Here is a 21,565-nt window from a genome sequence, read left to right as displayed (position 1 = left end):
CGCGTGAATGCTTCAATTCCCTGGGCATGCCGGTGTTGCACACATCAGCCTGGTGCCCTTCCGGCGAGTCCGGCCGGGCTTTTCGCGTCGGGTATGATCGTCGCGGGGAAAATTCACGGATATCCGATGAGCATCAAGGGACACCTGTTTCTGCTGGCTTTCATCGTGGTCGCGGTCTACGTGGTCGTGATCTACAACAACCTGGTGCAGCTCAAGAACAATGTCGCCAAGGCCTGGGCGAACATCGACGTGCTGCTGATGCAGCGGCATGACGAGCTGCCGAACCTGGTGGAAACGTGCAAGCAGTACATGCTCTACGAACAACAGACCCTGCTGAAGGTGACGCAGGCGCGCGCCGCCGTCTCCGATGCACGCGAACACGCCAGCATCGATGAGCTCGGGCCCGCCGAGCAGCAGCTGCGCAACGGTCTGGGTGACCTCTTCGCGGTGGCCGAGAAGTACCCCGACCTGAAAGCCAACCGGACGTTCCGGAATCTCCAGGCGCGCATCAGCCGGCTCGAAGACGCCATCGCCGACCGCCGCGAGTTCTACAACGACTGCGTCAACAGCCTCAACGTGCGCATCGATCAATTCCCGGATCGCTTCATCGCGTCCCTGTTCAAGTTCAAACCGGGAAAACTGCTGCATTTCCGCGAAGCCAAACGCACGATGCCCGAGCTGCGAGTGCTGCTCGGCTGACCGGCTTGCATCGACCCGACCCGGTTGCTTCTTCGATGCGCAGACAAGAGACCTTCCGTCGATGGTGACGAAAATTCCGCTGCTCCTCACTGGCCTTGCCGTATTCGTCGCCCCCGCTGGCTACGGCTTCATCGGCTGGTACCGCTCGCTGTCGGCACGTCGACTGATCGAAGGCCTCGCGATATCACGATGTCGCTCCGTCGCCCAGGGCTATGTCGCGCTTGCCGGTCGGCAAATGGCGGTGCCGGGCCATCCGCTGATCGCCCCCATGACCGGGCGTTCGTGCACCTGGTGGTGTCATACCGTCGAGAAGCGCGACAACTGGCAGTGGGTCGTCATCGCGAGAAGAACCAGCCGCACGCCCTTGTTGCTCGACGACGGTACCGGCCAGATGATGATCGACCCGGCCGGCGCAAAAGTGCACGCCGTCAAGCGCGATCGCTGGCAAGGCACGGATTACCGGATCGACTGTCCACCCGAGATGGACATGCCTGGCGGCCAGTACCGCCACACCGAAACGCGCATGACCGAAGGTGAACCGCTTTACGTCGCCGGCCTGCACACCAACCGTTCGGCACAAAGCCTGCCTTCGGCCGTGGAAGTCGACACCGCGGCGATCCTCGCCGAATGGAAGAACAACCAGGCGTCACTGCTGACACGGTTCGATGCGAACGGCGACGGCGTCATCGACATGAACGAGTGGAACCGTGCGCGCGACGCGGCACAGATCCAGGCAGCGGCGAACGCCGTCCAGCCGACGGTCACCCCGGAAACCGGAATCATCTCGTGCCCGCCCGGCCACCGGCCGTTCATTCTCTCGTCCCAGCCGACAGAGGAACTGGTGAGGCAACTGAAACTGTCCGGCTACGGCAAGCTGGCACTGTTCATCGGCTTCTCCCTGGCCGCGCTGTGGCTCGCCGGAAAGATGCTGAGCCTGCAACTGCATTGAGTCGATTCGCGTTGACGTTTGCAGAATCGAACCCTCGGGATGGGCGCATTCTTGAATGATTCCTTCCGGCCGAAACGAGCGGTTCAGATAAGTACGCTCTGACCCGAGGCGTGCGTTTGATCGGTATGGCGACAGGTGATTGGTGGGCCTGGCTCTTTTTTTTAACATGTCGTGGACTCCTGAAAAGGAGGTTCAGGGTATCCACTAAAACCTGGAAACTATCAATTGGATCTCACACCCACTCTGCGTACCGAGGAACTTTACTTTCCGGCCCCTTGAGCGAGAAGTCGTGGTAGTCAGACCAACTGGAGACGATGATGTATCGATCAAGAGCGTCCTCTGCCCACCGTCTCTCTTTTGATCGCCCAGACGAAGATGCGTACTGCTCAAGCTGCTCTTCTGTTGCGACCGTGACGATTTTTTCGTTACTGACGAGCGGGACCTGTAGATAGCTTCCTTCCCCCACGTCCTTTGGCCCGAACGCGTAGTCCATATATCTAACTTCTCCTTCTAAATACCGATAGCAGTCAATACACTCGGAATCGGCCAGAGCTCTTGTGTGTAATCCGCCATATCTCTTGGAGTACATTATGGCGATGTAGTTTATAGGCGGTGATTCACCACCCATGAGATCGTAGGGATAAACCTCGGTATTGCCACCGTGGACGAGCGGGCCACATCTGCCGATGTAGGGCCTGAGGCCGTTGCCATCCTTCTCCAACTTCGCCTCATGCTTACAAGAAAGGGCTTCGCTCTTGTGCGGCCAGATCCGGATGATCTGTATCAACGTGTCTCTGGGTTCTTGGTGGAATCGGTTCTTTATAGAACCTTTACATCTTCCAATCTTGTAGAAGACTCGCCCTAGAACGACGATTCTGATGTAGTAGGTCTTCCACCCATCAGAGTTGTCTTCCACGTCGGCCAAGTTCTCAACAGTCGCCACGAGCTCGCTCCTTACGTACCACAAATCCGAATGATATCTAACGCTGGAATTGAGCGGCGGCTAGCCGTTCGCCTCGAACGAATTGATAGGCCGCGACCTAGGAACCTGCATCTCTAGATGCCCGCAGACTATCGAGATACTGGATATAGTTTCTGAGTCCACGGCCAATGTTGCCGCCCTTAATACCGGCTCCATGGGCTATCAAGTGCTCGCGATCTACCGCATCTGTTGGGTCAGGCGTTCCATCTTTCCAGTTTGAAAAGTCAACGACAACAAGAGCTGATGATATTTCAATGTTCTCTGGCCAAGCCGGATTGTCTCTGTTGATAAAATAGTGCCAATCTCTGAGTGAACCGTCAGATAGCGCCAAATAGAACTTATGGCGCCAGTGCTCCTCTATTTCGTCCGATATCGTTCTGTAGGTTGGATACGCAATCTGAGCTTGGATTTTTTTGGCGCGAAGGATATGCCTTGCCGCAGTCAGCCAATTTAGACGGTCGGCCGCAGGCGGAATGTGCTGGCCGCTGTCGGTTAGTGCGTTATACGACCACTCCAATGATTTCTGGAACTGGGACGCATACTCCTTATCACGTTCACGCTCTCTGTCCTCGTCGATTTTTTTTCGGTTAGCCATATACGCAAGGAGCGCGATAATGATGGATACGAAGGTCAATGCGCTGATGCCAACCCTGATCCATTCGATGTAATTGTGAGAGGAGTCGATCATGTGTATCCGCGGTGTAACGCTTGGCAGACCCCATATCGGGCATATGCATTCGATGTTCAGCTTTCGGAGTGACCCCGTCAAGCGAGCATTCGTTCGGTTTGACAGGGGCTTGCAGGGTGACTTGAGCGGCTCAGACGGCCGGGGGTGACCTTGCATATGAAGCGTCGGCAAGGGGCGAGGAGTCAAAGAGAAAGATCAGGAGCGAACCCCACCCCAGCCCTCCCCTGCAAGCAGGGGAGGGAGAAAGGCCGGGAGCTGCGCTGCAAGCATCGGACGATCGACTTGTGCTGTTGCACGCTCACGTCCGTCGCTATTCCCACCGACAGTGGGCCTTTTGCCTCGGCTCTTCGCTCTTCTCTTCGCTCTTCTCTTCGCTCTTCTCTTCGCTCTTCTCTTCGCTCTTCTCTTCGCTCTTCTCTTCGCTCTTCGCTTCGGTTTTCGCCCTTCGGCTTTCGCAACCGCGCAGCGGTTGCGTACCAAGTGCGGGCCACGATGGCACGCTGCTCTACCCGGGGCCCCTCTGCAACGGCGGGGCGGGGGCGACAGGCCGCGTAGCGGGCATCGGCATGGATGCCGATGCCTTTCAGCCGACCAAGACAAACCCCATCACGCAAGCGGCAACCGCAACCTCACCTCCAACCCACCACCCTCGGCGTTGCCCACCTCGATCGTGCCCCCATGCACCTGCACCACCCGCTGCACGATGGCCAATCCAAGGCCATGCCCCTCCGCCCGCGCCGCATTGCTGCCACGGAAGAACGGCCGAAACAGCAGCGCCAGTTCGTCCGCCGGCACACCCGGCCCGTGATCGCGCACGCTGATCTCGGCAAACGACGAGTCAACACGCAGGGTCACCTCGACCCGGCCACCTGCCGGGCTGAACTTGATCGCGTTGGCGAGCAGGTTGGCCAGCGCCCGCTCCAGCAGCATGGCGTTGCCGGAAACTTGCGCGGAGTCGACGTGGGACAGCTGCAGTTCGACCTGCTGCGCATCCGCTTCCAGGCGCGACTGCTCCACGCCCTCATGCACCACCTCGGCGAGCTCCAGCGGCTCGCGTTCCATGCCGGGCAGGCCGCCTTCCATCCGCGACAACGCCAGCATCTCGCCCAGCATCCGGTCGAGCCGGGCGATCTCCTGTTCGGCCTGGGCGAAGTAGGCGGCGCCCTCCTCGCTGTCGCCGCCGCGGCGGGCCAGGTCGAGGATCAGCTGCAATCGCGCCAGCGGCGAGCGCAGTTCGTGCGACAGATCCTGCAGCACGCCGCGGTCTTGCGCGACCAGCGCCTCGATCCGTCCGGCCATCACGTCGAAGTCGCCGGCCAACTGGGCCAGTTCGTCGTGTGCCAGCCCACCCTGGCGGCCGACCCGCGCCGACAGTTCGCCTTCGGCCATGCGTCGGGTCGCCCGGCGCAAGGCCTCGACCGGACGCGCCACGCTGCGCGCCACCCACCAGCCGACCAGGCCGATGAACAGCAGCGACAGCGCCAGCTGCATGGCCAGATAGATCTTCTCGCGGGTCTGCGGCCGCAGGCGCACGTGCGAGCGGCTCATCGCCAGCAGCTGGCGGGCGTGGCCGTCGTCGCCGACGACCTGCTGGACGGCGACGTAGAAACTAGGCCGCGGCTGCATCACCACGCTGCGATCGGACGACAATAACGCGGGCAGCTGTGAACGCACCGATGCGCCCAGGCGGATCGGGTAGAGCATTTCGCCGTGCTCGAACAGGGTGGCCTCCACGCCCTGCTGACGCTGCTGCGCCACCCACGCAGCGAGTGCATCGCGACCACCGCTTTCGTAAGCCTGGTCGGCGTCCTGCGCGAGCGCCGCCCAGTTGATTTCGATGCTGGTGGTGAACTCGATGAAGCGGCGGGCGAACAGGCCGCCCAGCGCCAGTACCAGCAGGTTGGCCACGCAGAACCAGACCAGCAATCGCCAGTACAGCGAGGTGCGCAGCGGCTTCATGGCGCGGCCGCCACCAGCACGTAGCCGGAGCCGCGCACCGAATCGATCCGCGGCGCATCCGTCGATGCATCGGCCAGTTTGTGCCGCAGGCGGCTGACGTGGACATCGATGCTGCGGTCGAAGCGCTCGATCTCGCGGCCCAGCGCCTGGCGGGTCAGGCTGGCCTTGTCGACCAGTTCGCCGGCGCGCTGCGCCAGCCCCAGCAGCAACAGGAATTCGGCGCCGGTAAGCACCAGGTCCTGCTCGCCGACCTGGGCCCGGCGCTCGCCCGGAAACAGCTGCAGGTTGCCGACCTGCACCGTGCCGGACACCGGCGGCGCGTTGCGGCGCAGTTGCGCGCGCACGCGCGCCAGCAGCTCGCGCGGCAGGCAGGGCTTGGCCAGGTAATCGTCGGCGCCCAGCTCCAGCCCGATCACCCGGTCCACCGGCTCTCCCCGCGCGGACAGCATGATCACCGGCAGGCGGTGCTGCATGCGCAGCTCGCGCAGGGTTTCCAGGCCGTCGCGGCCGGGCATCATCACGTCGAGGATCAACAGGTCGGGCCGCTCGGCGGTATTGCGCAGGCGGGCCAGCGCGGCGTCGCCGTCGTGCGCGACGTCCACCACGAAGCCCTCGCGCTGCAGGTATTCGGCCAGCAGCCGGCACAGCGCGCGGTCGTCGTCGACAATCAGGATGCGGGAGGGGTTCGGAGTCTGCATGGCTCATTCAATACGGTGGCCCGGGCCGGACACCACGTTCTTTACCGATCTTTACCTGTCCGCAAAGAACATATACGCAGCGGTGTCGTCAAATGATGGCGTACAAACTCCCCACCACAGAGGTACACGTCATGCGCAAGAACACCCTCCTCGGCCTGGCCCTGGCCTCGGCACTGGCCATCGGCAGCTCCGTCGCACTGGCCGCGCCCGCTGGCGGCGCAGGACATGGCGACTTCGGCCATGGGCGCCACCATCATCGCGGCCACGGCCAGATGATGATGCTGGGCAAGCTGAATCTCAGCGACGCGCAGAAGGCCAGCGTCAAGCAGATCATCCGCAGCAGCCGCGAGCAGAACAAGTCCTCGCGCGACGCCCTGCGGCAACAGCGCAGCGCCTTCGAATCGATGACGCCGAACCAGGTCGGCTACCAGGCCGCCGCTTCCCGGCTGGCCCAGGCCGAAGGCCAAGCCACCCAGCAGCGGGTGCAGCAGATGGCCAACCTGCGGGCGCAGATCTACGCGGTGCTGACCCCGGCGCAACAGGCGCAGGCAGCCACGTTCAAGGCCCAGGCACAGGCCCGCCGCGCCCAGTGGAAGCAGTTCCGGACGGAGCATCCGCAGCCGTCGGCCAATTAAGCGATCCGCGGTCGTAAAAGATAAAGAGCCCGGGCATGCCCGGGCTCTTCTGCATCTATTTCCACCGCGCCCCGTGCCAATCAGCGCTGCCGATCCGTGCCGACATCCCGCGCCTGCTGCGCACGAGCGTCCGTCGCCTGCGCGGGTGCGTAGGAGAAGTGCAGCATGCATCGATAGTCGGCCAGTGGCATCAGGTCCATGCTGGCGCGGCGTTGATCGACATGCGCCATGTCCTCGGTGGGCTCGGATACCGGACTGCCGTCCTGCGACGGCTTGAACTGCGAGCCGTAACGCTGGAGCTTTCCCTGCGCAAGCAATACGCGGTCCGTGAGCATGGCCACGTCGGCCTTGCGCACACCGCTTCCCGCCAGGCGCGACTCCAGCGTTTTCAGCACCGCCGCCTGGAAGGCCGGATCGCGGTCGGCATGCTGCACCAGCAACCAGGCGTTGGCGACACCTTGCGCACCCACGGCCTCCGGTGTCGGAAAACCTTGTCTTGCCACGACAGCTTTCAACCATGCGAGGTTGTCCGCATCCACCACAAGCATCGCCTTGTTCGCCACCGGGTCACGCATGCCGGCCGCCAGCGCCGTATCACGCGCACGCTGGTCGGCCTCGCCCCGCGCTGCCAGCTCCCGACGCAGTGCCGGATCGGTGACGCGACGACCGGCATCCTCCCGCGCATTCGCTTCGTCGACGTGCGGATGCATGGCCGCCCAGCCAGCCAGGCCCGGACAAGCCTTCAACAGGTCTGCATCATCATCGGCACGCCCAGTGGCGGGCAACAGCAAGGCCGCAACCATAAGGCAAGACAGCGTCATCCTTGACATGAGCAACCTCATTTCTTCTTCGGCAGGTACAGGTCGGTGATGGTGCCTTCGTAGACTTCCGCGGCCATGCCCACCGATTCACCCAGGGTCGGATGCGGGTGGATGGTGAGGGCGATGTCGGCCGCTTCACTGCCCATCTCGATCGCCAGCGCCAATTCGGAAATCAGGTCGCCCGCGTGTACGCCGACGATGCCGGCGCCGACGATGCGATGGGTTTCCTCGTCGAAGATCAGCTTGGTGAAACCCTCGGTGCGGTCGATGCCGATGGCGCGGCCCGAGGCCGCCCACGGGAACTTGCCCACGCCGACCTTCAGTCCCTTCTCCTTCGCCTCGCGCTCGGTCACGCCGACCCAGGCAATTTCCGGATCGGTATAGGCGACCGACGGGATCACCCGCGCGTCGAAATGACTTTTCTGACCCGCTACCACTTGCGCTGCGACGTGCGCTTCGTGGGTGGCCTTGTGCGCCAGCATCGGCTGGCCGACCAGGTCGCCGATGGCGTAGATGTGCGGCACGTTGGTGCGCATCTGCGTGTCGACGTTGATGAAGCCGCGTTCGGTCACCGCCACGCCGGCCTTGTCCGCGCCGATCTTGCCGCCGTTCGGCGAGCGGCCCACCGCGACCAGCACGCGGTCGAACAGCGTGGTCTCGGGAATGCTGTCGCCTTCGTAGCCGACCTCGATGCCCTTCTTGGTGGCCTTGGCGCTGACCACCTTGGTCTTCAGGTGCACGCCCTTGAGCTTGCCGCCCAGGCGCTTGGCCAGCGGCTTGATCAGGTCGGCGTCGGCGCCGGGGATCAGCTGGTCCATGAACTCGACCACGGTTACCGCGCTGCCCAGCGCCGAATACACGGTGGCCATCTCCAGCCCGATGATGCCGCCGCCGACGACCAGCAGGTTCTTCGGCACGTCCTTCAGTTCCAGCGCACCGGTGGAGTCCACCACGCGCTCGTCGTCCCACGGGAACGCCGGCAGCTTCACCGACTGCGAACCGGCGGCGATGATCGCGTTCTCGAAGCGGATCAGCTTCGTGCCTTCGGCCGTCTGGACTTCCATTTCGTTCGGCGAGACAAACATGCCGGTGCCCACCACGGTGCGCACCTTGCGCGCCTTGGCCATGCCGGCGAGGCCGCCGGTGAGCTGGCCGACCACCTTGGTCTTGAAGCTGCGCAGCTTGTCGAGGTCGATCTTCGGCGCACCGAAGCTGACGCCGTGCGCGGCCATCGCCGCGGCTTCATCGATCACCGCCGCGGCATGCAGCAATGCCTTGGAGGGGATGCAGCCCACGTTGAGGCAGACGCCGCCCAGGCTGTCGTAGCGTTCGACCAGCACGGTGTCGACGCCGAGGTCGGCAGCGCGGAACGCGGCCGAGTAGCCGCCGGGACCGGAGCCGAGCACGACCAGCTTGCATTCGATGTCCGGCTTCTTTCCAGATAAAGCTGCCGCTTGCGGCACCTTCGCCTCCTCTCCCCCCCGGGGAGAGGATTGAGGTGAGGGGACGGGGCTTGCGGGGGGCTGGCTGCTCCTGGTCGCTTCTTCGTTGGAGCTGCCCGGCGATCCCGTACCCTCACCCCTGCCCTCTCCCGGAGCGGGAGAGGGGGACGGCGAGACGGCTGCGCCGTCGGTTTCCAATACGGCAATCACCGCCCCTTCGGAAACCTCATCCCCCACCTTCAACTTCACTTCCTTGATCACGCCGGCGGCGCTGGAGGGAATCTCCATGGTCGCCTTGTCCGACTCCAGCGTGATCAGGCTCTGTTCCTTCGCCACCGTGTCGCCGGCCTTCACCAGCACCTCGATCACCGGCACGTTGTCGTGGCCGCCGATGTCGGGAACCTTGATCTCGATCGTGTTCGCCATGGTCATCGCCTCCGGTCAGAGCAGCAGCCGGCGGATGTCGCCGAGCTGGTTGGCCAGGAACGATGCGAAACGCGCGGCGAGCGCGCCGTCGATCACCCGGTGGTCGTACGAGAGCGACAGCGGCAGCATCGTGCGCGGCGCGAATTCCTTGCCGTTCCACACCGGCTTCACCGCCGACTTGGAGACGCCCAGGATGGCCACCTCCGGCGCGTTGACGATCGGCGTGAAATAGGTGCCGCCGATGCCGCCGAGCGAGCTGATCGAGAAGCAGCCGCCGGACATCTCGGCCGGGCCAAGCTTCTTGTCGCGCGCCTTCTTCGAGATCTCGCCCAGTTCGCGGGCCAGGTCGAGCAGGCCCTTTTTGTCGCAGTCGCGGATCACCGGCACCACCAGGCCGTCAGGCGTGTCCACCGCGATGCCGATGTGGAAATACTTCTTGAGGATCAGCTTCTCGCCCGACTCGTCGAGCGAGGCGTTGAACTGCGGGAACGCCTTCAGCGCGGCCACCACGGCCTTGATCTGGAACACCAGCGGGCTGACCTTGAGATCCTTGTTCTCGGCGCCGAGCTGCTTGCGGAACGCCTCCATCTCGGTGATGTCGGCGTCCTCGTGCTGGGTGACGTGCGGGATCATCGCCCAGTTGCGCGCCAGGTTCGCGCCGGAGATCTTCTGGATGCGGGTGAGCGGCTTCTCCTCGATCTCGCCGAACTTGGCGAAGTCGACCTTGGGCCACGGCAGCAGGCTGAGGCCGCCGACCGAAGCCGAGGCGCCCGTCGACGGACGGGCGCCGGAGGCCAGCGCGTGCTTGACGTAGGCGCTGACGTCGTCGCGCTGGATGCGCCCGCCACGGCCGCTGCCCTTGACCTGCTGGATGTCCACGCCCAGCTCGCGGGCGAACGCACGGATCGCCGGGCTGGCATACGGCGCATCGCCAGGCATCACCACGCGCGCATCGACCGGCGGGCGCACCTGCGGCGCCACGTCGCCCTCGGGCGCGATGCCCGGCTGCACGCCCTGGCCGGCCACTGGCGCGGGGGTCGGCTGAGCGGGGGCGGGAGCCGGAGCGGGCGCTGGGGAATTTGAAGGGGCCTGGGCTCCCTCACCCCTGCCCTCGGCAATCGCTCCCTGCATTGCTCTACCTCCCGCATCCTTGCGGTCGTCTCCCGATACGGGAGAGGGGGACGGCGAGACGGCTGCGCCGTCGGCTTCAATCAAGGCAATCACCGCGCCCTCGGAAACCTCGTCGCCCACCTTGAGCTCCATCTCCTTCACCACGCCGGCAAACGGCGAGGGAACTTCCATCGTGGCCTTGTCCGACTCCAGCGTGATCAGGCTTTGTTCCTTCTCGACCCGGTCGCCGACCTTCACCAGCACTTCGATGACGGGGACGTCGGCATGGCCGATGTCGGGAACGCGGGCTTCTTTGAGGTCGGCCATGTTGACTCCTGCTGGCGATGGCGCGCCGCTCGGGGATGGCGGCTGCATACAAGACGTCAATCATAGCGAAGGGTCATGCCTTGCGTATGCCGAATCGTGTAACTTCGGGCCTTCGCACCCCACCATGCGCCCGCGTATCCATGACCTTGAGCGGACGCGCCGTGCGGTTGCGTAGCCTAACCTGAGCCCATGTCCACGCCGCACAACGCGGCACCGGAAGGAACCCATGCTGACGATACGTGACCTGTCCAAGACCTATGCCAACGGCGTCCGGGCGCTGCGCGGGGTGTCGCTCGACATTCCCGGCGGCATGTTCGGCCTGCTTGGCCCCAATGGCGCCGGCAAGTCGTCGCTGATGCGCACGATCGCCACGCTGCAGGACCCGGACGAGGGCACGATCAGGCTGGACGAGATGGACCTGCTGGCCGACAAGCAGGCCACGCGGCGCCTGCTGGGCTATCTGCCGCAGGAGTTCGGCGTGTATCCCAAGGTCTCGGCCGAGGCGATGCTGGACCACTTCGCCGTGCTCAAGGGCGTCACCGTGAAGGGCGAGCGGCGCGAGCTGGTCGAGGCGCTGCTGCGCCAGGTCAACTTGTGGGACGTGCGCAAGCGCAAGCTGGGCACCTACTCCGGCGGCATGCGCCAGCGCTTCGGCATCGCCCAGGCGCTGATCGGCGAGCCGCGCCTGATCATCGTCGACGAACCCACCGCCGGACTGGACCCGGAGGAGCGCAACCGCTTCCTCAACCTGCTGGCCGAACTGGGCGAGCGGATGGTGGTGATCCTGTCCACCCACATCGTGGAGGACGTCACCGACCTGTGCTCGCGCATGGCGATCATCGGCCAGGGCCAGGTGCTGCTGACCGGCGAACCGGGCGAGGCGATCCGCTCGCTGGATGGCCGGGTCTGGCGGCGCAGCATCGACAAGGCCGAACTGGACGGCTATCGCGCCCGCATGAACATCCTGTCCACCCGCCTCGCCGGCGGCCGCACCCTGCTGCACGTGCTGGCCGACGCGAAGCCGGAGGAAGGCTTCGAGGCGGTCGCACCGGACCTGGAGGACGTCTACTTCGGCCGCCTGCGGGCGCAGGCCACCGCCAAGGCCGCCTGAAGGCGCCTCGAATCCGCAGGGGCGCACCCGCGCGCGATGTCCGTTCTTCCGATGGAAGACATCGCGCACACGGCGCTCCTGCAGCAGCCAGGATCACCCATGTTCTTCGAGATACTCCGCTTCGAGTTGCGCCAGCAGTTGAAGGCGCCGCTGTTCTGGATCGTCGCCGCCGCGTTCGGCGCGCTGGCGTTCGCTTTTGCCAGCACCGACATGGTGATCATCGGCGGTGCCAGCGGCAATGTGCTGCGCAACGCGCCGCTGGTGATCGTGCGCCTGCTGGGCGCGCTCACCCTGTTCAGCATTTTGCTGGTCACCATCTTCGTGGCCGGTGCGGCCCTGCGTGACTTCGACCATCGCACCTCGGAACTGATCTTCAGCACGCCGATGAGCCGCGGCGCCTACCTGGGCGGCCGCTTCGCCGCGGGCTACCTGGCGGCGCTGGCGATCATGCTGGTGTGCGCGCTGGGGCTGGCACTGGGCGCAGCGATGCCGTGGATCGACGCGGCGCGTCTGGGCCCGGCCAGCTGGTACGGCTACGCCTGGTCGCTGGGCGTGATGGTGATCCCGAACATGCTGTTCATCGCCGCCCTGCTGTTCCTGCTGGCGACCACCACCCGTTCGCTGCTGGCCACGTATATCGGGGTGATCGCGTATTTCGTGCTGTCGGGCGTCACCGGCTACCTCAGCCGGGACATCGACAGCCACACCATCGCCGCGATGCTGGACCCGTTCGGCGGCCGCACGCTGGGCATCGTCACCCGCTACTGGTCATCGGAGCAGAGCAACCACCTGCTGCCCCCGCTGGACGGGGTGCTGCTGTTCAACCGTCTGCTGTGGATCGGCGTGGCGGCCGTGCTGTTCGTGGCGGCCTACTGGCTGTTCCGCCCGAACCGCGAGGGCCTGCAGCTGCCGCGCCGCAAGAAGCGCGCCGAACCGCCGATGCTGCGCCCGCCAGCCAGCGGCGCCGCGCTGACCCTGCCCCGGGTGAGCATTGGCCACGGCTGGCGTATCCACCTGCAGCAGCTGCGCGCCCAGTTCCTGTTCGACACGCTTGGCGTGGTGCGCGGCGTGGCCCTGCTGGTGCTGCTGGCGCTGTCGCTGGTGCTGATGCTGGTGTCGCTGGTTTCGTCGGGGCTGATCTACGGCACGCCGGTGTGGCCGGTGACGCATCAGGTGCTCACCGCGATCAACGGCAGCTTCAGCCTGCCCCTGATCATCATCGTGATCTTCTATGCCGGTGAGCTGGTCTGGCGCGAGCGCAGCCAGCACTCCGCCGAAGTCACCGACGCCTTCCCGGTGCCGGACTGGGTACCGCTGCTGGCGAAGTTCGGCGCGCTGCTGACCATCATCCTGTTGATGCTGCTGATCGGCGCCGTGGTGGGTATCGGTTGGCAGCTGGCGCATGGCTACACGCACCTGGAGCCGGGCCTGTACCTGGGCATGCTGGCGCTGAACGCGATCCCGTTCGTGCTGATCGCGGTGCTGGCGCTGTTCCTGCAGGTGATGTCCAACAACAAGTTCCTAGGCTACCTGCTGACCATCCTGTGGGTGGCGGCCAGCTCGATCGGCTTCGGCCTGCTGCACTGGGACCACAACCTATACAACTACGGCAGCGGTCCCACCGTGCCGTATTCGGACATGAACGGCTTCGGCCACTTCCTCACCGGCGCGCTGTGGTTCGACGGCTACTGGGCCTGCCTGGCGGTAGTCATGCTGGTAGTGGCCGCGCTGTTCTGGGCGCGTGGCACCGACGACGCGTGGCGCGACCGCCTGCGCGAGGCACGGGCACGACTGCACGCCCCGGCGCTGCTCGTGCTGGTCGTCGCGTCGCTCGGCTTCATCGGCAGTGGCGCGTGGATCTACTACAACACCAACGTGCTCAACACCTACCGCAACAGCACCGCTAAGACGGTGCAGCGCGCGGACTACGAGAAGAAGTACGCGAAGTACAAGGACGCTCCGCAGCCCCGCATCACCGCGGTGAAGGCCGAGGTGGACATCCATCCCTACCAGCGCAGGCTGGACATCCGCGCCCACTACACCCTGGTCAACAAATCCACCGCGCCGATCAGCGAGCTGTACGTGAACTTCACCGACGAGTTCACCGTGAAGTCGCTGCAGTTCGCCCCGCACGACACGGTCAGCGAGGACAAGGACCTGGGCTTCACCGTGTACCGGCTGAAGACGCCGCTGGCGCCGGGCGCGTCGATGGATTTCGACTTCAGCCTGGCATACGCGCCGAAGGGCTTCACCAACGACACCGGCGCCACCTTCCTGGTGCACAACGGCAGCTTCTTCAACAGCGGCATGCTGCCGCAGTTCGGCTACCAGACCCAGTACCAGCTCTCCGATCGCAACGACCGACGCAAGTACGGCCTGTCCGCCGAGGTGCCGCGGATGCCGAAGCTGGGTGACGAGAAGGCCCGCGCCAACAACTACATCAACAACGACGCGGACTGGATCGACTTCGACACCACCGTCTCCACCGCCGCCGACCAGATCGCGCTGGCGCCGGGCACGCTGCAGAAGGAATGGACGGCCAACGGCCGGCACTACTTCCACTACACCATGCAGCGGCCGATGCTGAACTTCTTCGCCTACCTGTCGGCGCGCTACTCGGTGAAACACGTACAGTGGAAGGGCGTGGACATCTCGGTCTACTACAACCCGGCGCACGCCTGGAACGTGGACCGGATGATCGAGAGCGCGAAGGACTCGCTGGACTACTACGACGCCAACTACACGCCGTACCAGTTCAAGCAGCTGCGCATCCTGGAGTTCCCCGGCTACGCCGCGTTCGCCCAGTCGTTCGCCAACACCATCCCGTTCTCCGAATCGATCGGCTTCATCGCCGACCTGCGCGACAAGTCGAAGATCGACTACGTCTACGACGTCACTGCCCACGAAGTGGCCCACCAGTGGTGGGCGCACCGGGTGATCGGCGCGAACATGCAGGGCTCGACCATGCTCAGCGAGTCGCTGGCGCAGTACTCGTCGCTGATGGTGATGAAGCACAAGTACGGCGCCGACCAGATGCACAAGTTCCTGAAGTACGAACTGGATGCCTACCTGGTCGGCCGCGCCACCGAGAAGCTGGCCGAAGAACCGCTGGCGAAGGTGGAGAACCAGCCGTACATCCACTACCGCAAGGGCTCGCTGATCTTCTACGCGCTGCAGGACTACCTGGGCGAAGCGAAGCTCAACGGCATGCTGAAGCAGTTCCTGCTCGACAAGGGCTTCCAGCAGCCGCCCTACACCACCTCGCAGGAGTTCATGGACGCGCTGGACAAGACCGCCGGGCCGCAGTGGAAATCGCTGCTGGACGACTTCTTCTGGAAGATCACCCTGTTCGACAACCGGCTCACCGATGCCCGTGCGAAGAAGCTGCCGGACGGGAAATACGAAGTGACCCTGAAGCTGCACGCCGGCAAGGTCTACCTGGACGGCAGCGGCAAGGAAACCGCGGCGAAGCCGGACATCCCGATCGAGATCGGCGTATTCGCGGCCTCGCCCGGCGGCGGCCGGGACGGCAAGCCGCTGTACCTGGAGAAGCGCCTGCTGAAGGACGGCGACAGCACGATCACCGTGGTGGTCGACGGCAAGCCCGCGCTGGCCGGCGTCGATCCCTACAACGAACTGATCGACAAGGTGTCCACCGACAACCGGCGGGGCATCACGCTGGAATAGCCGCCCGCGCCACGCATCGGCCCGGCCGCGTCATGGCTGGCGCGGCGCCGCATCCGATACGTCACCGTGGGTGATGACCAGTTCGCGGCGCGGTGCGGGAAGGCTGATGCCGGCCGCCTCGAAATGCTCGCGGATCGCGCGCAGCAGGTCGGTCTGCACGTCCCACGAGTCGGCCGAGCTGGTCCAGGCGCGGATCACCAGGTCGACCACGTTCTCGCCCAGGCCGACCGTCCACACGCCGGGCGCGGGGTCCTTGAGGATGCGCGCGTCGGCTGCGAACAGGCGGCGGATCTCGGCCATCGCCACGCCGATGTCGTCCTTGTAGCCAATGCCCAGCTTCAACTCGAACCGCCGCGTGCCGCGCCGGTTATGGTTGACGATGGCATCGCCGCCGACCTTGCCGTTCGGCACCACCGCCTCGCGCCCGTCCGGCAACAGCAGCAGGGTGTGCATCAGGTTGATGCTCTGCACCGTGCCGTCCAGCCCGCCGGCAGTGACGAAATCGCCGACCCGGAACGGCCGGAAGATCACCAGCAAGACGCCCCAGGCGAGGTTGCTCAGCGAACCCTGCAAGGCCAGCCCGATCGCCAGTCCGCCCGCGCCCAGCGCCGCGACCAGCGGGGCCGACGGCACGCCGGCGCGGGTCAGCGCCATCACGATCAGCATCGCCACCAGCACGCCGTAGATCACGTTGCGCAGGAAGCCGCTGAGCGTGTCGTCCACATTCGCCCGCTGCAGCGCGCGGCGGCTGAAGTTGGCCATGCGCGCCGCCACCCAGGTGCCGACCAGCAGGATCAGCAAGGCGAACAGCAGGTTCAGTCCGGCATGGATCACGCTGGCGGACAACGCCTGGCCCAGCAGGTTGTCGAGGAAATCGTGCATCGCTTCGGCTCAGGCGGGAAACCTCGCCAGCCTAGCAAACCGCCGAAAAAACTGCGTGACACGCACGCGGCGAAGTGATGGTCGATATTTCCCGAACGCCGTGCCCGACGATGTCAGAGCCGGTCGTCCTGAATGTCGGTGACCTTGCCGTCAACAAGGGTCACCACGGTGGCATGCCCGTCGCGCCGGTAGCGCCATTGCTCGCCACCTTCGTTGCGGTCCACCACTCGCACGCCGCCGCGACGACTGCCGTGACTGCGCGACTTGTGCGCATGCGACTTCGAACTGGGCTTGCCCAGCAAATCCACCACCCGCTCGCGGCTGTCGCCGGCAACCAGCACCTGGTTGCCGACGCGCAAGGTGCTGGATGCCTGCACCGCGGCACTGAAGGCGAACAACGCAATGACTAGACGAATACGCATGACCTGCTCCCTGGTCGGTTGAATGGATTTCCGGGTACCTATTCGCGGCGATCGTCGATATCGCCGACCTTGCCGTCGACGATGGTCAGCACGACCACATGGCCATCGTCGCGGGCGTATTGCCAGCGCTCGCCCACGCGGGCGCCGAACTTGTTCTCCACCGGCTCCTTGTAGCCGGGCGTGCCGAGCAGGGTTATCGCGCGGGTAGTGGTGTCACCGACCGTCAATACGCGCTGGCCGATGCGCAGGGTTTGTCCGGCTTGCGCAGCCACGCTGAACGCGAGCAGCAGGGAAAGGATGAGTGTGCGCATGGTCATGCCTCCATGAGGAACCCGGGTTTCAGAATCCGGCGCCGGGCTGCGCCAGGTAGATCGCTTCCTCCGGTGTATCGGCTCGGCCAAGCACGGCGTTGCGATGGGGAAAGCGGCCGAAGCGCTCGATCACGTCGCGATGGCGTCGAGCATAGTCCAGAAAATCATCGAAGCGGGAGACCTCGCCGGGCGGTGCATCGGCCCTCAGCGCCTCGAACAATTCGACCGAACGCCGCTGCAATGCGGGATCTTCCGCGTGTTCCAGCGGCAGGTAGGCGAACACGCGCCGGATGGCGGGAAGTTGGCGGTCATCACCTCGGGACAGTCCCGACAACGCGACGCGCTGCGCCGCCGGATCGGTCGCCCAGGCGCGCGGGTCATGGCGATACAGGTTGCGGGGAAACTGGTCGAGCAGGATCAGCAGCGCGAGCCAGCCGGACGGCGTGGCCGCCCAGCCGTCCAGCCGTCCGTTCGCGGCATCCTGCACGGCGCCGCCGAATTGCTCGCGGATCTGCCCGTCGAAGGCGGCGCTGGCGGCAAACCAGTGCACGGCGTGCGCTTCGGCGAACCAGAATTCGAGGACATCGCTGGCGCTGGCCGGCATGATTCATCCATCAGGCAGTGGCGGAGCTTCCGACTATGCCCGCCTGCACGCAGGCCATGCAAACACGCGCCCGGTGCGGGGGTGTCATGGCCCGACCTGCAGCAGGTTCAGCGGCTGGCCATTGCTGCCGCGCACGCCCTGCTGCAGCGAGGCAAGCCGGCGGATCGCCGGACACAGCGCCTCGACCTGCGGACGCAATACCTGCAACCGCGCCTGCAATCGCGGCTGCAGGTCGGTAGCCAGGTCGGCCGCGCGATCGCGCAGCGTGGCGGCGGCTTGCAGGTCGCCGGACAGCGCCGCGTTGATCGCCTGCTGACCCAGGTCGGCCGCCAGCAGCGGCAGCAGGTCGCCGGCGATCTGGTTCATCGCCTGGTTGGCGGCATCGCCTTGCCAGTCGCGCGTGCTCTGGCTGATCGAGATGCGCCGTTTCAGCTCCGCCGCATGGGCGTCCAGCCGACGCTGGAACTCGGCCCGGGTATCGGCGCCCAGACCCATGCCGTCGGCTTCGCTGCGCAGGGCCTGCGCCGCGATGTCCACGCCGTTGCGGGCCACCGTGCGCACCCGCGGCGCCAGCTCGCGCAGCTCGCGCTCGAACAGGGTCAGCCGGTCCTGGTTCTCCGCATTCAAGCTCACGCTGACGCCATCGGTGCGCAGGGCGCCCTGCTGCAACTCGACATGGAACGGCGCCGGCGCGGGCCGGTCGAACAACAGGCTGTCCGGCTTCAGGGTGACGTCGTAACTGCTGCTGGCATGGCAGGTCGCCGCCAGGTCCTGCGCGTGCAGCGAACACGCTCCCGACAGGAACAAAAAAACGGCAAACATGCGAAGCGTGCGCGTAGGCATCGGCGGATTTCCGGAGAACAGTGCGTCAAGCGATAGCTGCCCGCGCAGCAACCCTCGCTGAACATGGCGTCCGGAAGTGAAGCGTGACGCTCACGGCTCGCTTCACTCATCCCTCACTACCCTCAGGCGCCGTCCAGCGGAGTCAGCAGATGCAGCCCCCGATCGGCCTGGGTGATGGCGCCATCCGGGGCGGCATCCGCGCTGGACGAGATCCGCTGCTCCTTGTCAAACCAGGAGATCGGTTGCCGCGGCCCCGGTATGTAGGTCTCCCATTTGCCATAGTCATCGGCGGTGGGTGGGCCGCTGCCGAAGTTGACCGGCACCCTGGCAAACCATTCATCGTCATCGACCGCCGCCCCGGATGTCGGCAGGTTGAAGGTCCATCGTTTGGCGGCGCTGGTGGCGGCCTTCGCAAGGACTGGTCGCCATCTTTGCAGCTGAAACTCGCTGTCCAGCACGCCCATGTTGACCTGCTCGGCAACGACGTCCAGAACTTGCCCCTGCCGCCCTACGCGCAGGAGCAGATAGACCGTTCCTGACACGCGAGCCTGGGCCGCCACAGTCGGATAGATCGGATTGACCCTGTTCCTGAAGCTGATCGACTCACCCGGATTGCCCTGGCCAAACTGGGCGCCATTGATGCCGATGGAGAATTTGTCGTCACCCACCGGCCTGGCAACGACGCGAAAACTCATCTTCGCCTCGGCCGCCACCGGCGCGCCGTTCACCAGAACGGGTTCGAACTTCCACTGCCGCACGTTTCCCTCGACCAGGCTGATGACATCCGGCGGCACTTTCTCCACCTGATCGATGATATGGCTGCGGACGCTGCCATCCGGCGCCACCACGATCGTCCCGGTGAGCAGCATGCTGGCCTGCATCCGCTTGCGCAGCGCGGTCGGGCCGGTAGCCAGCGCGGCGACCGACAGCAAAGCGCAGGACAGCCCGATCAGAAATCGCTTCATCCGTGTTCCCCTGTGAGCCCTTGGAATACCGGTGCCGCAAACCGTGCCAGGCAACTGACCTGCCCGATTCGTCGGAAATCTGCCCGACGGAGTCAGGCGCCGCTTGGCGGTGCAATGCGGTGCAGACCGCCCGGATCGAGGTGATAGACACCGTCGCCCGGAAGCGCGTCCGCACTGTCGGAAAGCAGGCCCTGGTCGTCGAGCCACGGCACCGCTTCCTTCGGACCAGGCACATACATCTGCCATTTGCCGTACTGGTCCACTTCGGGTTCGCCGACCTCCAGCAGGCGATAGACCACCGGCACCCGCACAAGCCACTCGACATCACCGCGGTCGTTGCCGGCGGCGGGAACATGGAACGTCCATTTGCGCGCCGCGACGAGCGCCGACCTGGCGAACTCCCCGCGCCGCTTTGTCAGCACCCGATCACTGGCCAGTGCCCCCAGATTGACCTGCTCGACCGCGGCATCCTCGACCCGGCCCTGCTGGTCCACGCGCAATACCAGGTAGACCGTCCCGGGCATCCGGGTGCGGACCGCCGCCTCCGGGTAGCGTGGCGGCTCGTTTTCACCGGAGCTGAACTGCTCGCCCGGGGCGTCCACGACGAAGTAACTGCCGTTGATGTCGAGCGCGAATTTCTCGTCACCAATCGGGTGTGCAACGACGCGCAGGCTCATCCACGCTTTTACTTCCGCCGGTTTGCCATCGTGCAGCACCGGCTGAAACCTCCACGAAGGAACATCGCGGTTGATCAGCGTCATCGCCGCCGGGACCACCTTTTCGACATGATCGATGGCATAGCTGCGCACGCTGCCGTCAGGCGCCACCACGATCGTCCCGGTGAGCAGCATGCTCGCCTGGACCCGCTTGCGCACGCCGGCAGGGCCGGTAGCCAGGGCGGCGCCCGCGAGCAACAGACAGCACCATCCCGCCAGCCAGTTTTTCATCCCTTCCCCCGAAGCGAATCCGCGCAAGTGCCCGGCTGCAGTATCACCGACCGTCAGGGCCGACGCGAGCGGAATTGCGCGCGCACGGCTGGCCGCCCCAGTTGCCAGGCCAGCCACAGCAGCGCGGGAATGGCCGCCAGCTTCAGCGCGATGCCGACCTGCCAGGTGCGTTGCGCCCGCGCGATCATCCACAGCGCCATCTCGCCGAGCTGCGGTTGCGCCCGGGCGTGCTGGCGGGCGATCTCGAAGTCGCCTGATTGCTGCAGCATCAGCACCGCGGTCACCAGCGACCACGTCGCCAGCAGCAGCGCCAGCACCTGCATCGCCGACCGCGACCAGGCCTGGCGCAGGATGCAGCCGGCGCAGACCACGATGACCGCGACGGCCACGCCGAGATAGAGGTACTCGGCATGCCGCAGGTATTGCACGAAGCCGATCGCGGCCAGCAACAGCAGGACCCAGGGGCCGATCGCCCAGGGCGCGAAACGCCGGTTCGCCGCGCTGGCGGGGTTCGGTGCCAGCGCCATCAGCGCGTCGCCTTCAGGCTGGCCAGGTCGGCCAGCACCTGGGCCGAGTTCTTCTCCGGATCGACATCGACATAGACCCTGGCGATGCGCCCCTGCGGATCGATCAGGAAGGTGGTCCGCTTCGCATAGTGCAGACCCATGCGCGAGGTGAGCACGCCGTAACGCGTGGCGACCTGGCGATCCTCGTCGGCCAGCAGCGGGAAGGGCACGTGGTACTTCTCGGCGAAGGCCGCATGCGATTTCACATCGTCCAGGCTCACGCCGACGACCTTGGCGCCGGCCTGGCGCAGCTTGGCGATGTCGTCGCGGAACATGCAGACCTCGGTGGTGCAGCCGGGGGTGAAGTCCTTCGGGTAGAAGTACATGACCAGCCAGCCACCGCGAAAATCATCCGGCGCGAGCCAGTGGCCGTTCTGATCCTGCAAACGGAACGCCGGTGCAGCCTCGCCCACCTGGGGCGTGGCGGCGAAAGCCGCTCCGCTCATGGCGAGCATCAGGGTCAACGCAAACAGGGCAGCAAGACGACGCAT

Annotated in this window: 21 protein-coding genes; 5 read left to right on the top strand and 16 right to left on the bottom strand. The window is 65.3% G+C overall.

The genetic code is table 11. From position 1 onward, the window contains the following. The first annotated feature begins 126 nt into the window (after window positions 1-126). The gene (locus ASD55_RS03095; protein ID WP_056763656.1) at window positions 127-699 is read left to right on the top strand and encodes a LemA family protein; all 573 of its coding nucleotides are present in this window, start codon (window positions 127-129) and stop codon (window positions 697-699) included. A gap of 61 nt (window positions 700-760) precedes the next feature. Then, complete coding sequence (locus ASD55_RS03090) at window positions 761-1,648, top strand: hypothetical protein (protein ID WP_056763654.1); 888 nt, start codon at window positions 761-763, stop codon at window positions 1,646-1,648. Between the two features lie 232 nt (window positions 1,649-1,880). Here the strand turns inward: ASD55_RS03090 and ASD55_RS03085 are convergent, their stop codons facing one another. From ASD55_RS03085 to ASD55_RS03075, 4 genes are all read right to left on the bottom strand, one after another. After that, window positions 1,881-2,591 carry a hypothetical protein gene (locus ASD55_RS03085; RefSeq protein WP_157598769.1) on the bottom strand — a complete coding sequence of 237 codons (711 nt, stop codon included), beginning with the start codon at window positions 2,589-2,591 and terminating at the stop codon, window positions 1,881-1,883. Between the two features lie 97 nt (window positions 2,592-2,688). Beyond that, a complete protein-coding gene (locus ASD55_RS18295; RefSeq protein WP_157598767.1) occupies window positions 2,689-3,318 on the bottom strand; it encodes a hypothetical protein in 630 nt (209 codons plus the stop codon). 606 nt (window positions 3,319-3,924) lie between these two features. Then, complete coding sequence (locus ASD55_RS03080) at window positions 3,925-5,277, bottom strand: HAMP domain-containing sensor histidine kinase (protein WP_056763650.1); 1,353 nt, start codon at window positions 5,275-5,277, stop codon at window positions 3,925-3,927. After that, a complete protein-coding gene (locus tag ASD55_RS03075) occupies window positions 5,274-5,975 on the bottom strand; it encodes a response regulator transcription factor (protein WP_056763648.1) in 702 nt (233 codons plus the stop codon). Before ASD55_RS03075 ends, ASD55_RS03080 begins: the two co-directional genes overlap by 4 nt. A gap of 131 nt (window positions 5,976-6,106) precedes the next feature. Between ASD55_RS03075 and ASD55_RS03070 the strand changes: the two genes are divergently transcribed. Then, entirely contained in the window at window positions 6,107-6,610 is a 504-nt protein-coding gene (locus ASD55_RS03070) for a Spy/CpxP family protein refolding chaperone (RefSeq protein ID WP_056763646.1), read from the top strand. 80 nt (window positions 6,611-6,690) lie between these two features. On the opposite strand, the gene ASD55_RS03065 is transcribed toward ASD55_RS03070, so the two are convergent. The 3 genes from ASD55_RS03065 to aceF all read right to left on the bottom strand — a co-directional run bounded on the left by ASD55_RS03065 (window position 6,691) and on the right by aceF (window position 10,736). Next, window positions 6,691-7,320 carry a DUF6624 domain-containing protein gene (locus tag ASD55_RS03065; RefSeq protein ID WP_157598765.1) on the bottom strand — a complete coding sequence of 210 codons (630 nt, stop codon included), beginning with the start codon at window positions 7,318-7,320 and terminating at the stop codon, window positions 6,691-6,693. A 128-nt stretch (window positions 7,321-7,448) separates the two neighbouring features. Next, a complete protein-coding gene (gene lpdA / locus ASD55_RS03060; RefSeq protein ID WP_056764455.1) occupies window positions 7,449-9,299 on the bottom strand; it encodes a dihydrolipoyl dehydrogenase in 1,851 nt (616 codons plus the stop codon). Window positions 9,300-9,314: 15 nt separating this feature from the next. Next, the gene (aceF, locus tag ASD55_RS03055; protein WP_056763642.1) at window positions 9,315-10,736 is read right to left on the bottom strand and encodes a dihydrolipoyllysine-residue acetyltransferase; all 1,422 of its coding nucleotides are present in this window, start codon (window positions 10,734-10,736) and stop codon (window positions 9,315-9,317) included. A gap of 226 nt (window positions 10,737-10,962) precedes the next feature. On the opposite strand from aceF, the gene ASD55_RS03050 reads away from it, so the two are divergent. Next, window positions 10,963-11,847, top strand: coding sequence for an ABC transporter ATP-binding protein (locus tag ASD55_RS03050; RefSeq protein WP_056763640.1), 885 nt, complete (start codon window positions 10,963-10,965; stop codon window positions 11,845-11,847). Window positions 11,848-11,946: 99 nt separating this feature from the next. Continuing rightward, complete coding sequence (locus ASD55_RS03045; RefSeq protein WP_056763638.1) at window positions 11,947-15,534, top strand: M1 family aminopeptidase; 3,588 nt, start codon at window positions 11,947-11,949, stop codon at window positions 15,532-15,534. A 30-nt stretch (window positions 15,535-15,564) separates the two neighbouring features. Here ASD55_RS03045 and ASD55_RS03040 read toward each other — a convergent pair whose 3' ends face one another. The 9 genes from ASD55_RS03040 to ASD55_RS03000 all read right to left on the bottom strand — a co-directional run bounded on the left by ASD55_RS03040 (window position 15,565) and on the right by ASD55_RS03000 (window position 21,565). Further along, complete coding sequence (locus ASD55_RS03040; RefSeq protein WP_056763636.1) at window positions 15,565-16,416, bottom strand: mechanosensitive ion channel domain-containing protein; 852 nt, start codon at window positions 16,414-16,416, stop codon at window positions 15,565-15,567. A 113-nt stretch (window positions 16,417-16,529) separates the two neighbouring features. After that, window positions 16,530-16,838, bottom strand: a complete 309-nt coding sequence (locus tag ASD55_RS03035) for a DUF2845 domain-containing protein (RefSeq protein ID WP_056763634.1) — start codon at window positions 16,836-16,838, stop codon at window positions 16,530-16,532. Between the two features lie 38 nt (window positions 16,839-16,876). Continuing rightward, entirely contained in the window at window positions 16,877-17,149 is a 273-nt protein-coding gene (locus ASD55_RS03030) for a DUF2845 domain-containing protein (RefSeq protein WP_056764454.1), read from the bottom strand. Window positions 17,150-17,177: 28 nt separating this feature from the next. Next, the gene (locus ASD55_RS03025) at window positions 17,178-17,753 is read right to left on the bottom strand and encodes a DUF924 family protein (RefSeq protein WP_056763627.1); all 576 of its coding nucleotides are present in this window, start codon (window positions 17,751-17,753) and stop codon (window positions 17,178-17,180) included. 84 nt (window positions 17,754-17,837) lie between these two features. Continuing rightward, window positions 17,838-18,575: a DUF2884 family protein gene (locus ASD55_RS03020; RefSeq protein WP_157598763.1), complete on the bottom strand. Its 738-nt coding sequence runs from the start codon at window positions 18,573-18,575 to the stop codon at window positions 17,838-17,840. Window positions 18,576-18,718: 143 nt separating this feature from the next. Beyond that, on the bottom strand, window positions 18,719-19,561 hold the full coding sequence (locus ASD55_RS03015; RefSeq protein ID WP_056763623.1) for an energy transducer TonB: 843 nt from the start codon (window positions 19,559-19,561) through the stop codon (window positions 18,719-18,721). 92 nt (window positions 19,562-19,653) lie between these two features. Then, window positions 19,654-20,508, bottom strand: coding sequence for an energy transducer TonB (locus ASD55_RS03010; protein WP_056763621.1), 855 nt, complete (start codon window positions 20,506-20,508; stop codon window positions 19,654-19,656). A 53-nt stretch (window positions 20,509-20,561) separates the two neighbouring features. Continuing rightward, window positions 20,562-21,035 (bottom strand): hypothetical protein, encoded by a 474-nt coding sequence (locus ASD55_RS03005; RefSeq protein ID WP_056763620.1) that lies wholly within the window; start codon window positions 21,033-21,035, stop codon window positions 20,562-20,564. Then, window positions 21,035-21,565 carry a peroxiredoxin gene (locus ASD55_RS03000; RefSeq protein ID WP_056763618.1) on the bottom strand — a complete coding sequence of 177 codons (531 nt, stop codon included), beginning with the start codon at window positions 21,563-21,565 and terminating at the stop codon, window positions 21,035-21,037. Before ASD55_RS03000 ends, ASD55_RS03005 begins: the two co-directional genes overlap by 1 nt.

Source organism: Rhodanobacter sp. Root561 (genome assembly GCF_001427365.1).
Lineage (GTDB): Bacteria > Pseudomonadota > Gammaproteobacteria > Xanthomonadales > Rhodanobacteraceae > Rhodanobacter.
The sequence above is the reverse complement of the archived record's forward strand: the minus strand, read 5'-3'. Positions and strand labels throughout refer to the sequence as shown.

Coding starts and splice junctions, on each gene's coding strand:
- ASD55_RS03095 (WP_056763656.1), top strand. CDS start 127: ATGAGCATCAAGGGACACCTGTTTCTGCTGGCTTTCATCGTGGTCGCG.
- ASD55_RS03090 (WP_056763654.1), top strand. CDS start 761: ATGGTGACGAAAATTCCGCTGCTCCTCACTGGCCTTGCCGTATTCGTC.
- ASD55_RS18295 (WP_157598767.1), bottom strand. CDS start 3,318: ATGATCGACTCCTCTCACAATTACATCGAATGGATCAGGGTTGGCATC.
- ASD55_RS03080 (WP_056763650.1), bottom strand. CDS start 5,277: ATGAAGCCGCTGCGCACCTCGCTGTACTGGCGATTGCTGGTCTGGTTC.
- ASD55_RS03075 (WP_056763648.1), bottom strand. CDS start 5,975: ATGCAGACTCCGAACCCCTCCCGCATCCTGATTGTCGACGACGACCGC.
- ASD55_RS03070 (WP_056763646.1), top strand. CDS start 6,107: ATGCGCAAGAACACCCTCCTCGGCCTGGCCCTGGCCTCGGCACTGGCC.
- ASD55_RS03065 (WP_157598765.1), bottom strand. CDS start 7,320: ATGCATCCGCACGTCGACGAAGCGAATGCGCGGGAGGATGCCGGTCGT.
- lpdA (WP_056764455.1), bottom strand. CDS start 9,299: ATGGCGAACACGATCGAGATCAAGGTTCCCGACATCGGCGGCCACGAC.
- aceF (WP_056763642.1), bottom strand. CDS start 10,736: ATGGCCGACCTCAAAGAAGCCCGCGTTCCCGACATCGGCCATGCCGAC.
- ASD55_RS03050 (WP_056763640.1), top strand. CDS start 10,963: ATGCTGACGATACGTGACCTGTCCAAGACCTATGCCAACGGCGTCCGG.
- ASD55_RS03045 (WP_056763638.1), top strand. CDS start 11,947: ATGTTCTTCGAGATACTCCGCTTCGAGTTGCGCCAGCAGTTGAAGGCG.
- ASD55_RS03040 (WP_056763636.1), bottom strand. CDS start 16,416: ATGCACGATTTCCTCGACAACCTGCTGGGCCAGGCGTTGTCCGCCAGC.
- ASD55_RS03035 (WP_056763634.1), bottom strand. CDS start 16,838: ATGCGTATTCGTCTAGTCATTGCGTTGTTCGCCTTCAGTGCCGCGGTG.
- ASD55_RS03030 (WP_056764454.1), bottom strand. CDS start 17,149: ATGCGCACACTCATCCTTTCCCTGCTGCTCGCGTTCAGCGTGGCTGCG.
- ASD55_RS03025 (WP_056763627.1), bottom strand. CDS start 17,753: ATGCCGGCCAGCGCCAGCGATGTCCTCGAATTCTGGTTCGCCGAAGCG.
- ASD55_RS03020 (WP_157598763.1), bottom strand. CDS start 18,575: ATGTTTGCCGTTTTTTTGTTCCTGTCGGGAGCGTGTTCGCTGCACGCG.
- ASD55_RS03015 (WP_056763623.1), bottom strand. CDS start 19,561: ATGAAGCGATTTCTGATCGGGCTGTCCTGCGCTTTGCTGTCGGTCGCC.
- ASD55_RS03010 (WP_056763621.1), bottom strand. CDS start 20,508: ATGAAAAACTGGCTGGCGGGATGGTGCTGTCTGTTGCTCGCGGGCGCC.
- ASD55_RS03005 (WP_056763620.1), bottom strand. CDS start 21,035: ATGGCGCTGGCACCGAACCCCGCCAGCGCGGCGAACCGGCGTTTCGCG.
- ASD55_RS03000 (WP_056763618.1), bottom strand. CDS start 21,565: ATGCGTCGTCTTGCTGCCCTGTTTGCGTTGACCCTGATGCTCGCCATG.